Raw genomic sequence first — 12,531 nt, forward strand, 5'->3', positions numbered from 1 at the left:
ATAGATCGCGTCGACCATTTCGATTCACAACAAATACAGTTAAAAGAATAACAATTTATAGAAGCAAAGTCAACCTTTTAAGCTGATTCACTTTCGAATCGCATTTATTTTTTATCTTTAACTAACGTTTTATGATCCGGCTTCTTAACAGAAATTGTAATCTGGTTGTTTCGGCCGCCAACGGTGACTGAATCACCAGGAACAATTTCTTTTGCCAAGAGCTTGGCACTCAAATTATCCTCAAGTTCGGTTTGAATAGCTCTTCGGATAGGACGGGCACCATATTCAGGATCAAAGCCACGCTTGGAAATAATTCCAATTGCAGTCTTGGTAATCTTGATGTCAATTCCTTGATCATGGATTCGCTTGATAACTGGTTTAGCCATCAGGTAAACAATTTTATCAAGTTCTGCTTTGGTGAGTGAGTGGAAGACAACAACTTCATCAATTCGGTTCAAGAATTCTGGACGGAATCGCTGCTTAAGGGCAGCTTGAATGGTGTCTTTCATTGCACTGTAGTCTTCTTTGGCATCTTCTTGACCAAATCCAACTGTCTTCTTATCTCTAAGAGTGGTTGCACCAAGGTTGGAAGTCATGATAATAACCGTGTTTCTGAAGTCAATCTTTCGACCCTTGGCATCAGTCAGGTACCCATCGTCAAGAACCTGAAGAAGCAGGTTGAAGACATCTGGGTGCGCCTTTTCAACTTCATCAAAGAGAACAACTGAATAAGGCTTTTGACGAACCTTTTCGGTTAATTGTCCACCTTCATCGTAGCCAACGTATCCAGGAGCTGAACCAATCAAACGGCTGGTTGAGTACTTCTCCATGAATTCACTCATATCAACACGAATCATGTCGTCTTCAGAACCAAAGACTGCTTCGGCAACTGCTTTGGCCAACCCAGTCTTACCAACACCGGTAGGCCCAAGGAACATGAATGAACCAATTGGACGGTTAAGATCTTTCAAACCGCTTCGGGCACGTCGAATTGAACGTGATACGGCTGAAATAGCCTCTTCTTGACCAATAACCCGTTTATGCAAAATCTTTTCCAAATTAACCAAACGGTCAGCTTCGGTACTGCTCAATCGGGTAACTGGAATACCAGTCCATTCGCCGACAATTTCAGCAACGTCTTGTGGCGTTTCCTTAACCGGATAATGAGTATCTTTGGAATCCTCATCGGCATTGTCGTCATGTGCCAATTCATCTTGTAGCTTGTTGGTCTGCTTACGAATCTTAGCAGCCTTTTCATAATCTTGGGCAACCAATGCTTCATTTAATTCGGACAACAGGTCTGACAATTTCTTGTGATCGTCAACTGCATCGGATTTTTCCAAATGATCAATGCGGACTTTGGCAGCCGCCTCATCCATCAGATCAATTGCTTTATCAGGTAAGAATCGATCACTAATGTAACGGCTTGATAAGTTCACGGCTGTTTCAATTGCTTCATCAGTAATTTCAACATGGTGGTGTTGTTCATATTTAGGACGTAAGCCCTTCAAAATCTCAACAGTTTCATCAGCAGTTGGTTCGTCAACCATGACTTTTGCAAATCGACGTTCCAAAGCAGCATCGGATTCGATGTACTTTTGGTACTCATCCAATGTCGTGGCACCAATCAATTGAAGTTCACCACGGGCCAATGCAGGCTTTAAGATGTTCGAAGCATCAATTGCCCCTTCAGCACCACCGGCACCAATCAATGTGTGTAATTCATCAATGAATAGAATGATGTTGCCGTCTTGATAAATTTCATCAATAACTTTCTTTAAACGATCTTCAAATTCACCACGGTATTTGGTACCGGCAACCAATGAGCCCATATCGAGCATCATCAAACGCTTCTTAGCCATGTCACCGGGCACATCACCGCTGACAATTCGTTCTGCCAAGCCTTCAGCGATGGCAGTTTTACCAACACCAGGTTCACCAATTAATACAGGATTGTTCTTGGTTCGACGAGCCAGGATTTGGACAACCCGCTTAACTTCAAGGTCACGGCCAACGGTTGGATCAAGTCGGTCTTCTCTGGCCATCTCAGTTAAGTCACGGGCCAACGAGTCAATTGTCGGTGTTTTGGAATCGGCTTTCTTCTGTTGTCGGCCACGCTGCTTGTTGGCCAGATTTGAAGCCATTGAGCCGCCGCTAATGCCCATTTTTCGTAAAGTAACTTTTCTGATTTGTGATAAATCAAGTCCTAAATTAATCAGGATTCTGGATGACAAAATGGTTTCGTCAGTCAATAGTGAAAGCAAAATATGCTCAGTTCCTACCTTGGGAACGCCGTTTTTCTTAGCAAATTCTCCCGCTTGAGCCAAAACTTCTTTTGCCTTTGGAGAGTATGGCAGATAATCGTTACTGCTAAGGTCCTTTAGGTTGCCATAGCCGGCGAAACGCTCTACTTCTTCAGTGACATCTTCAGCAGTTACTGAAAACTGTTGAAGGGCCTTGTAGGCAATTCCATTGGTTTCGATCAGTAAGCCCAATAAAAGGTGTTCAGTTCCAATAGCCTGGTGCTTGAATTTCTTGGCTTGTTCCTGAGCAATGGTCAAAACGTTCTTAGCACTTGGAGTAAATAAATTATTCATAGATACCCTCGCTTCCTATCGTTCGTATCGCAGACGGTTCAAAATCGACACCATAATGTTGGCACGCAGAATGTCGGTCAGATCGCTGCTGTTTAAGTCAATTGCATCTTTGTCAATCGCGGCTAATATGATACTCACCTCGCGACGATTAATTAATTCATTATTATATAACGTTTGGACGATTGTTTCACTATCTCGTTTCGATAATTTGTTACCAATTGCATCAATCAGTGAATTTAAAACGTCAATGTCATCTAATAAATGAACCTTTTCTATTCTAATGTAACCGCCACCCCCACGTTTACTTTCCACAATATATCCATTTTGAATTGTAAAGCGCGTGTTGATCACATAGTTAATCTGAGACGGTACAACGTCAAACAAACCAGCAATTTCAGAACGGCGAATTTTGACTTGCTCGTTCTGTGCAAGAATTTCCTTCAAATAACGTTCAATTAAATCAGAAATATTTTCGTCCGCCATGTCATCACCCAATTCTTTGACTAATATTGACTATTATTATACGAATGTTGAGGGAAAGTGCAAGGAAAGTGTTTGAGAGTGCGGAAGAACATGGGGAATCCACAGCTCAAGGCAGGGCTCCGACGGCGAATACAATTTATGAAACATTGAAAGGAATGTTTTATATAGTAGCATTTAGTTCATCATTAACAGATATAGGCAGCGTGATAGCACGTTGCCACTGGTTTATCCACCAAAATTAGGTAAATAAAAAAGTCAGGGCCTGAAAACAGGTCCTGACTTCATTAATGTATGTAAACTTAGCGCTTTCAGCAAATTTCCCACAAAAAATCGGGAAAACAAGATTTGAACTTGCGACCCCTACGTCCCGAACGTAGTGCTCTACCAAGCTGAGCTACTTCCCGATGATTAAGTACTGTTTACTTAACAATATCAATATATCATATAATCCACGTTGTAAAAAGTCGGGAAGACAGGATTCGAACCTGCGACCCCCTGGTCCCAAACCAGGTGCTCTACCAAACTGAGCTACTTCCCGAAAAAGAAATGATTGTAATAAAAAATGCACCCAGTAGGAGTCGAACCTACAACCTTCTGATTCGTAGTCAGACACTCTATCCAATTGCGCTATGGGTGCATAATAAGTATTAAATTAAGTAACCTCAATCATGCTACTTGATTGAAGCGGAAGACGGGATTCGAACCCGCGACCCCCACCATGGCAAGGTGATGTTCTACCACTGAACTACTTCCGCAAAATGCCGACTAGACGATTCGAACGCCCGACCTCTTCATTACTAGTGAAGCGCTCTAACCAACTGAGCTAAGTCGGCAAAAAATATAAATTGTTAGGTACTAGTACCTATGCGGGCGAAGGGATTCGAACCCCCACGTCATAAGACACTAGAACCTAAATCTAGCGCGTCTGCCAGTTCCGCCACGCCCGCATTGTTTAAAACTGGCAATGAGCCGTGGCGGTCTCGAACCGCCGACCCTCTGATTAAAAGTCAGATGCTCTACCAACTGAGCTAACGGCTCAATGGAGGATACAGGGATCGAACCTGTGACCTCCTGCTTGTAAGGCAGATGCTCTCCCAGCTGAGCTAATCCTCCATGAAACAAATACATGAATATGTTGGTAGCAACATCATCAACACAACTATTAAATTTTACAATACCAGTCAGTGCAAGTCAAGATGAATTTGAAAAAAACTGATTGGTTAATAGTTGATCGGTAACGTCTTTTTCCGACAAAAAATATTATATCGTATCCAGCAAAACATTACTAGTCCAATTTACGATTATTTCAAAATTTCTTTAGAAAACAAAAAAGAGTGGAAGACGATAAACGCCTTCCACCCTTCAAAGAAGATCACGGAACCAAGCATGACTAATTGGGCAGTCGGGGAAGCTGTCCCCCAATCAGCCGTAACTCGGACAACTATTATCCGGGTTACACTATATAGTTACGCAGGTTGTTGCTGAAATTATTTTTGTTTGCCAATTTTTGTCATTCCGTGCATATATGGACGTAATACTTCAGGAATTGTAACCGTGCCATCTTCATTTTGATAGTTTTCAAGGATTGCAGCCACAGTCCGGCCAACGGCTAATCCGGATCCGTTTAAAGTATGAACATAATGAAGCTTGCCATCTTCGTCACGGTACTGGATATGTGCCCGACGAGCCTGGAAGTCGGTACAGTTGGAACAGCTTGAGATTTCACGGTACTTGTCTTGAGCTGGGAACCAGACTTCCAAATCATGGGTCATAGCGGCGGTAAAGCTCATGTCGCTGGTAGTCAATGTAATAACGTGGTATGCCAGACCCAATTTTTGCAGATTCAATTCTGCTTGATGGGTAATTTGTTCCAAAGCATCCCATGAATCTTCAGGCTTAGTAAACTTAACCATTTCAACCTTGTTGAATTGGTGCAAACGAATTAACCCTTTGGTATCACGACCGGCACTTCCGGCTTCGGAACGGAAGGCAGGTGTCAAGGCAGTAACAGAAACCGGCAGCTTCTCGGTTGGAATAACCTCGCCACGGTAATAGTTAACCAATGGAACTTCGGCAGTTGGAATCATGGTCATATCCGTTCCGTTGACTTCATAACCAGCCTTGTTTTCCAGGAACTTTGGAAATTGGCCGGTTCCGTACATTGATTCACCGTTCACCATAAATGGTGGAATCACTTCGGTATAACCGGCAGCAGTGTTTTGATCGAGATAGAAATTATAAACGGCCCGTTCCAATAATGCACCATCGCCAATGTAATAGACGAATCGGCTGCCAGAAACCTTGGCTGCCCGTTCGAAATCAAGAATACCGAGGCTTTCACCAATGTCCCAGTGATGCTTTGGCTTAAAGTCGAATGAAGGAATCTTGCCAACTTTTCGTAATTCCACTGAACCTTCTTCGGTCAGTGAAACCGGGACGCCATCATGAGGAATATTTGGCAGATGAGCAGCCAAATTATGTTCGTCTTCTTCAACTTGGCGAAGTTGTTCGTCCAAGCCTTTAATCTTTTGGCCGACTTCTTTCATCTGATTAATGGCATCAGATGCGTCTTCTTTATTCCGTTTCTTTTGTGAAATTTGATCTGAAACGTCATTTCGTTTAGCTTTTAAAGATTCTGATTCAACAATCAGATCACGACGTTTGGCATCATAGCCGATTAACTCGTCGATGGTTTCCGGTTTAATACCACGGGTAGCTAATTTTTCCTTGGTAAAATCGGGATTTTTTCTGATCTTCTTAATATCTAACATTTCAATTCCTCCCAAATTGTATACAAAAAGGACCCCTCGTCTATGGGACGAAGGATCCTTTTCGCGGTACCACCCAAGTTCCCGACAATATTTTGTCGAGCTCTCAAAGTATGGTAACGGCATACGCCGTGCAGCATTGCCTGCCCGTTTACTTGTGCTGGAATTTTCGATGACAGTTCACACCGACCACTGTCTCTCTGAAATCTACTTAATAGGCACAAAACGTTTTATCTGAATCTGATTATAACCAATCAGGGCAAAAATCACAAGCTTGGTTGTGATTAAATCGCCAGCTTTTCAACTTTCTCATCAATCATATCGATCACTTTGTTTTTATCGCCGTCATTTTCAACAAAGTCAAACTTATCACCATCAATTTGAATCTTGGGTGATTTGTCGTATTCCTGATACCACTTTTGATAGCGATTATTCAAATCTCTGTAATACTGATACAAATCAGGGTCATTATCAATTTGTTCAAATGAACGGCCACGTTTTTGAATGCGGCGTAGCATGGTTTCAAAAGAAATATTGATATGAATCAAAAGATCGGGATTTTTGCTGTGTTCACTGGTGGAAATTTCCTGCATCATGTTTTGAAGCAGTGAATCATAAATACCGACTTCCGTCTTGGTTGCCCGGCCGAGATCAGCGTTTAAATGAAATAAAAGTGAGTCTTCAAAAATTGAACGGTCGAGGACACTCTCACTGTTCTTCCAAGCTTTTTTGATGTCATCCATCCGGCGGTTCAAGAAATCAATCTGGAGCAAAAAAGCATATTTCTTGGGATCTTTGTAAAACAACGGCAAGATGCGGTTATTTTCAACAGATTCATAATAAGCCGGTGTCCCCAGATGATCTGAAAGCATCTTTGTTAATGAAGTTTTTCCGGCACCAATCGTTCCAGCAAGTACAAGCATAGTCATTCCCCTAACGTTTAAGCATGTGTCTACCTGGACACACAATATTTTATCAACGCTACATATTGTACTAGTTGGAGAAGTTGGGTGCAACATATTGTGTAAATTATTTTACCATTGAGGTATCAACCACTTGAATGTTGTCCAAACCACCATAGGCTTCAAACCACGGTGTGGCATTCTCGGACAAAATTTTGGTCAGCTCGGTCACGTTCCTGGTACCCTTGTTTTTCAGCCAGTCGATCAGGCCATCCTTACCATCACGAATGTAAATATCGACTCCTTCAAGCCAAGTTGCCCGGCCGCTTAACACGCCACTAAACTTGGCACCCGAATCGCCGGCCAGTTTAAGTTCACGTTGGAAAACCGGCGTTGGCACCCCGGCACTCAAGAAGATAAATGGTCGGGTTGCTTCATCGCTTAGTTCTTTAAGGTAGCCCTTTGCCTGCTCCTCGGTATAAGCATACTCATCCCCATCAGTCCACTCTTTGATATAAGTTGGGTTAAATGGAATTTCCATCTTCAAAACATCAATATGATACTTCTCTTTGGTGAATTCCATCATCGACTGGAGAACCAGATCCGGCTTAATCTTGGCGAAATCCAACGACTTACTGTCATAACGGTCATCGTAAGTCACAATTTCCAAAAAGGTTGGTGTTTCTGCGGCAAGTCCTTCAGTTCCGTAACGTTCGGCAAATGCTTTTTTGACATCGTTGATTTCGTCAGGATCGTTGGGATTGTAGTAAATCAACACCTTCAGCGCGTCAGCACCATTTTCAACCATCATCTGCGCGGATTGATTGGGAATTAAGCTTGGTAGGCGTCCAGGTGTATCAGCGTCATAGCCAGTCTTTTCATATGACATGATTAAGCCGGTGTCTTTTGATTTGGCTTGAATCCCTTTAAATCCCATTTGTTCATCGAGCAAAACCGCAGAGCTCAGTGGACTGAGAACTTCTGAAACAATTTCTTTAAAATCATAAACCAGCTGCATGCTGAAAAGCTTTCCGTATTTTTCGGATGCTTTTTTCATACCGTTAACAAGTGATCCACGCTGGTCCAGAGCCAATGCATCAATAATATTCTGATCATTGGACAATTTGTTCATTCTTTCAAATTTGCCTTTGGAAATGACTTTTTTCATTTTTAGCTCACCTCATATTTTAAATATACCAATTGGTGAAATTGTACCAAATATTCATATCTAATATCAAGCTTTATGGCAATAAATAACAAAATTGATCTACCCGAACGGATAGACCAATTTCAAATTGATATATTACTTATTGTTCAATTTTGAAAGGTTTTCATCTTCATGAGCTGGGGAAACGTCAACCTTATCCAAAGGAATAATTTTCGTGTGATGCTTGATCTTATACCAGATGTATAAAACCAGTACCAGAGGAACACTCATGTAAGTAACCAGAACCTGTTTCCAATCAAAGTTCATAAAGGCTTGTGGATTCTGACCCACAATGACCAGGATACATAAGATCAGACAAAGAACCGGGCCAAACGGAAACAGCTTGGCATGGTACTTCAATTCACTGATACTGTGTCCCTGCTTGACGAAGGCTCTTCTAAATCGGTAGTGGGAAATGGCAATTCCGAACCAGGCGATAAAGCCGGTTAAACCGGAAGCGGCAACCAGCCACATGTAAATCTTTGGTCCGGCAATACTTGAAATAAACGTCAATAGAGAGACAAAGGTTGTTACCAACAACGAATAATAAGGAATTCCGTTGGGTGCCGTCTTCCCCAATGCTTTAGGTGCGTAGCCACTGTTGGACAGTGAGTATAACATTCGAGTTGAAGCGTACATCCCTGAATTGGCAGATGAGATTACCGATGTCAAAATAACCGCGTTCATGACACTGGCAGCTGCCGCAAGACCTGCTCTTTGGAAAACAAGGGTAAAGGGACTGATGGCAATATCAGTCGCACTGGAACCCAGTAATGAATGACTGGTATAAGGAATGATAGCTGCAATCACAAAGATCGTTAAAATATAGAATAAAATAATTCGCCAAAAGACTTCGTTAATTGCCTTGGGAACACTGTGTTGGGGATCTTGTGATTCACCGGCAGTGATTCCAACCAACTCGGTTCCCTGAAATGAGAACCCGGCAACAACGAACACGCTTAGAATGGCTGGGAACCCACCAACAAATGGTGCATGCTTAATTGAAAAGTTTCGCATCCCAACAAAGTGGCCGCCCATAATACCGAAAATTGTCAGGGCACCAACCGCTAAGAATATGATAATTGTGACAACTTTGATGGCTGACATCCAAAACTCAGTTTCACCAAACGTGCTGACAGACATCGCATTGATTAGGAAAATAATGGCCAATGCAATGGCACTCCAGATCCATGCCGGGACGTTCGGCAGCCAAAATTTCATAACCAGCGCTGCGGTACTAATATCCACGGCAACCGTAATCGCCCAATTAAACCAATAATTCCAGCCCATTGCGAATCCCAAGGCCGGATCAACGTATTTGGATGAGTATGCGGCAAACGACCCTGAAATCGGCATATTTGTGGCCATTTCACCAAGGCTGGTCATCAGGAAGTACACCATGAGGCCCATCAATACATATGCAGTCAACGCGCCACCAGGACCCGCCTGACTGATTGCGGAACCACTGGCTACGAAAAGCCCGGTTCCAATACACCCACCCAGGGCAATCATAGACACGTGGCGGGCTTTTAGTCCCCGCTTAACCTGTCCGTTTGATTCTTGGCTCTCGTTTTCGTTCATTGTTTCGTCTCCTATATAAATTTTTTAAACCAATCTCAACCTACAAAAAAATCCCTTTCAAAATATTGAAAGAGACAATGTACGTTTCTCAACATCTTGATAGCTCTCCGCGGATTCCCGCGACAGTCCCCAGCCTCTTAAGCTGGGACCCAACCGACAATTGGAAGGCAATTGTCGGTTTCGGCACTCATCCCTTTTTACTCCAGTCATAACTTCCTTCAAGTTCCTGAAATATACTGTTGATGAATGCGCCTCTACTCGAATATATTGATTGATTTAGTTTATAAATAACTTTAACAATAAAAATTGTAACTCACTTGAGATAAATTGACAAACCTGAACCACTTTCCTATGCCAGATTCAGCTTAAAGATTGCCTTCTTTCGGCCGATAATCGGATCAGTCACGGTCGTCGTCATCTCAAAGCCCAAACGGTTCAGCAGGGCTTTTGAGGCGAGATTATCCGTAAACACTTCCGCATTGACCGTTTTAACGGTTGGGTCATGTTTAAGCACCTGGGTTAACTGATCAGCTGCTTCGGTCATGAAGCCCTGGTTCCAATAAACAGGATCAAGGAAATAGCTCATTTCAAGATTAGCCTCATCCGGAAAGCCGTTTTGATCAATCTGCTCGTACAGCAAGATGGCGCCAGCCAAATGATCATGAATCCGCAGCCCCAACGTCATGGGATGGGAAATTTGGCGTTTGGCCACTTCGGTGAGCATCTTTTGGTTACTAACCAAATTAAACCCCGCCCCCGCCGCAATCTCCGGTTGTGAAATCAACTTTTCATAGTCTTTTAAATCAGCGGCCGACATGTGGGTAATGGAAATTCGCCTGGTCCTTATTGGCAGCTTTATCACAAACCTCACTTCTCCTTATAAAAAATGCCAAGGATCATCCCCGGCATTTCAAAACTATATCTTTGTGTGAACAACAAATCGGTACCTGGCAACCTGTGGCGCATAACTGGCGTAAAGCATTTCGGCCACCAATAGCCAAGAATAGCCGACAAGGCAGGCACCCAATGTGTCAGTTGGAAAATGGGCATTCAAATAAACTCTTGAAAGCATGACCAGTCCCAACACAACAATTAACAGCGCCTTGATAATGAGTCGAATCCACCGGCGTTCAATTAATGGCAGCACAATGATCCACAGAATGGCAGCCACCAAGAAAATTCCCAGGACATGCCCGCTTGGAAAGCTGTAGCCACTGTCGACGCCCAAATGCAGCGGTGGTCGATGACGTCGAACCAGCTGCTTAACAACGCCATCAATAATCCCGCCACCGGAAATTGTGACTAAAGCCCATAAAGCAGGTACTTTGTACTTAAATCCCCAAAGGAAAAAAGCAGCAATAAAGACCCAGAATCCGTCCATTACCGGACTAGATAGAAAACTGACGATTGAATAAAAATGTTCAAGACCTGGCGTTGGTGAAGAGCCTTGGATAGCAGTTGTAAAAACTGAATCTAAAAATTGCAAATAATCAAAATTGAATGCCACCGAAACCGATAGCAAACCCGTAAAACACAAACTAACAATCAATTTGATTAACCGGTTTGGATCTCGTTCCATGAGCATGTAGTCTTCGTTTCCGTACATCATTTCAACAACCTCTCGTATGTATTACTCAAAAACGAGTATATCACAAATCGGAAACCTGGTTTTTGGTTTCTGAAGTTTTTTAGCCATCTTTTAATTATTTGCAGAAAGAGTATAATTTTGTGAGTTGGTATCTGCAATTATAGGGAGTGAAAAACTTGATAAATTATGCATTATTGATGATTGGGATCGGGATATTTGCTGGATTTGCCGGCGCAATCCTCGGTTTGGGCGGTGGAATCATTTTAACCCCGATTTTAACCTTGCTGATGGGGGTTGATATTAAATACGCGATTGGTGCCAGTATCATCGCTGTCATTGCCACCAGTTCCGGTGCCACCATTGCTTATCTGAACGATAAAGTGCTCAATTTGCGAGTTGCAATGTTTCTTGAAATTGCTACGACCCTTGGAGCTTTGAGTGGCGCCTTGCTAACCGGCGTCATTGATCCCAAATATTTGTACATATTGTTTGGGTTACTGCTATTATTCTCCGGGTACAATATGATTCGCAAATTAATCAGTCACCAAGAAGTCCTGCACCGGGCTCATCCCGATAAGATGTCCGCCAAGTTCAAGCTGGACAGCAGCTACTTCGACAACGTTGAGGGGAAAACAATCAACTATGAAGTTGAACACATCCCCGGTGGTCTGGCCGTGATGTACGGTGCCGGAATTGCCAGTGGTTTACTGGGAATCGGTTCTGGCGCATTTAAAGTCATGGCAATGGACACCGTCATGAAAATGCCGCTTAAGCCCTCTACTTCTACAAGTAATCTGATGATGGGCGTGACGGCTGCGGCAAGTGCAACTGTCTACTTCTTCAACGGTTCCATTAAGCCAATGATTGCGGTGCCCCTCGCATTGGGAATCCTGGTTGGTGCCAGAATTGGTTCACGGATCATGCGTGACATGTCAGCCCGTTCTATTCGAATGATTTTTGTACCCATTTTATTTTACATTGGAATCGAAATGTTCATGAAGGGGATCAGATAAATGGCTAACAATTCTAATAAACAAACAAACGAGGAAATGGCCGACGTCCAACTCATCATTGGCAAAATTCTCCGACTGGGGGTCATGATTTCAGCAACCGTCATGTTGATTGGCCTGCTGCTATTAATCGTCAAAGGAAACGGTGGCTACCCCAACAACGCTTTTCCAACCGACTTCACAGACATTTGGATTGGGATTGTGCAATTGAGACCCTACGCCATCATGATGCTGGGAATCTTTCTGCTAATCCTGACACCCGTGTTGCGAGTTGTCGTTTCAATCTACTCATTCCATCAAGAAGGTGACCATTTATACGTGGTCATTACAACGATTGTTTTGATCATTCTGGGAATCAGCTTTGTATTTGGAATATTCAGATAAAAATACTGTAT

The 12,531-nt window shown here is 42.9% G+C and carries 10 protein-coding genes, 8 tRNA genes and 1 riboswitch; of the genes, 2 read left to right on the top strand and 16 right to left on the bottom strand.

Going from position 1 to position 12,531, the window contains the following annotated elements:
* Positions 1-104: 104 nt before the first annotated feature.
* The 16 genes from LKE01_RS02880 to LKE01_RS02955 form a co-directional block, all read right to left on the bottom strand.
* Entirely contained in the window at positions 105-2,597 is a 2,493-nt protein-coding gene (locus tag LKE01_RS02880; protein ID WP_056983251.1) for an ATP-dependent Clp protease ATP-binding subunit, read from the bottom strand.
* Positions 2,598-2,612: 15 nt separating this feature from the next.
* A complete protein-coding gene (locus LKE01_RS02885) occupies positions 2,613-3,080 on the bottom strand; it encodes a CtsR family transcriptional regulator (RefSeq protein ID WP_054769044.1) in 468 nt (155 codons plus the stop codon).
* Positions 3,081-3,410: 330 nt separating this feature from the next.
* Positions 3,411-3,484 (bottom strand) — tRNA-Pro (locus tag LKE01_RS02890).
* Between the two features lie 60 nt (positions 3,485-3,544).
* A tRNA-Pro gene (locus LKE01_RS02895) sits at positions 3,545-3,618 on the bottom strand.
* 25 nt (positions 3,619-3,643) lie between these two features.
* A tRNA-Arg gene (locus tag LKE01_RS02900) sits at positions 3,644-3,717 on the bottom strand.
* A gap of 46 nt (positions 3,718-3,763) precedes the next feature.
* A tRNA-Gly gene (locus LKE01_RS02905) sits at positions 3,764-3,835 on the bottom strand.
* Positions 3,836-3,839: 4 nt separating this feature from the next.
* A tRNA-Thr gene (locus LKE01_RS02910) sits at positions 3,840-3,913 on the bottom strand.
* Between the two features lie 32 nt (positions 3,914-3,945).
* Positions 3,946-4,027: transfer RNA gene (locus tag LKE01_RS02915), tRNA-Leu, on the bottom strand.
* Between the two features lie 18 nt (positions 4,028-4,045).
* Positions 4,046-4,118 (bottom strand) — tRNA-Lys (locus LKE01_RS02920).
* Positions 4,119-4,120: 2 nt separating this feature from the next.
* A tRNA-Val gene (locus tag LKE01_RS02925) sits at positions 4,121-4,193 on the bottom strand.
* Between the two features lie 374 nt (positions 4,194-4,567).
* Positions 4,568-5,851 (bottom strand): serine--tRNA ligase, encoded by a 1,284-nt coding sequence (serS, locus tag LKE01_RS02930; RefSeq protein ID WP_056983254.1) that lies wholly within the window; start codon positions 5,849-5,851, stop codon positions 4,568-4,570.
* Between the two features lie 281 nt (positions 5,852-6,132).
* A complete protein-coding gene (locus LKE01_RS02935) occupies positions 6,133-6,771 on the bottom strand; it encodes a deoxynucleoside kinase (protein WP_056983255.1) in 639 nt (212 codons plus the stop codon).
* A 106-nt stretch (positions 6,772-6,877) separates the two neighbouring features.
* Positions 6,878-7,918, bottom strand: a complete 1,041-nt coding sequence (locus LKE01_RS02940) for a tagatose 1,6-diphosphate aldolase (protein WP_056983257.1) — start codon at positions 7,916-7,918, stop codon at positions 6,878-6,880.
* Positions 7,919-8,053: 135 nt separating this feature from the next.
* Complete coding sequence (locus LKE01_RS02945) at positions 8,054-9,538, bottom strand: amino acid permease (protein WP_056983259.1); 1,485 nt, start codon at positions 9,536-9,538, stop codon at positions 8,054-8,056.
* Between the two features lie 92 nt (positions 9,539-9,630).
* Positions 9,631-9,803: riboswitch (Lysine riboswitch) on the bottom strand.
* A gap of 84 nt (positions 9,804-9,887) precedes the next feature.
* Positions 9,888-10,409, bottom strand: coding sequence for a GNAT family N-acetyltransferase (locus LKE01_RS02950; RefSeq protein ID WP_225364725.1), 522 nt, complete (start codon positions 10,407-10,409; stop codon positions 9,888-9,890).
* 45 nt (positions 10,410-10,454) lie between these two features.
* Positions 10,455-11,147, bottom strand: coding sequence for a phosphatase PAP2 family protein (locus LKE01_RS02955; protein WP_225364692.1), 693 nt, complete (start codon positions 11,145-11,147; stop codon positions 10,455-10,457).
* Positions 11,148-11,302: 155 nt separating this feature from the next.
* On the opposite strand from LKE01_RS02955, the gene LKE01_RS02960 reads away from it, so the two are divergent.
* A complete protein-coding gene (locus tag LKE01_RS02960) occupies positions 11,303-12,139 on the top strand; it encodes a sulfite exporter TauE/SafE family protein (RefSeq protein WP_054769896.1) in 837 nt (278 codons plus the stop codon).
* The gene (locus LKE01_RS02965; protein WP_054769895.1) at positions 12,140-12,520 is read left to right on the top strand and encodes a DUF1634 domain-containing protein; all 381 of its coding nucleotides are present in this window, start codon (positions 12,140-12,142) and stop codon (positions 12,518-12,520) included.
* The last annotated feature ends 11 nt before the right edge of the window (positions 12,521-12,531 follow it).

Origin of the sequence: Lentilactobacillus kefiri, assembly GCF_007989105.1 — a bacterium.
In the GTDB taxonomy this organism is placed as follows: domain Bacteria; phylum Bacillota; class Bacilli; order Lactobacillales; family Lactobacillaceae; genus Lentilactobacillus; species Lentilactobacillus kefiri.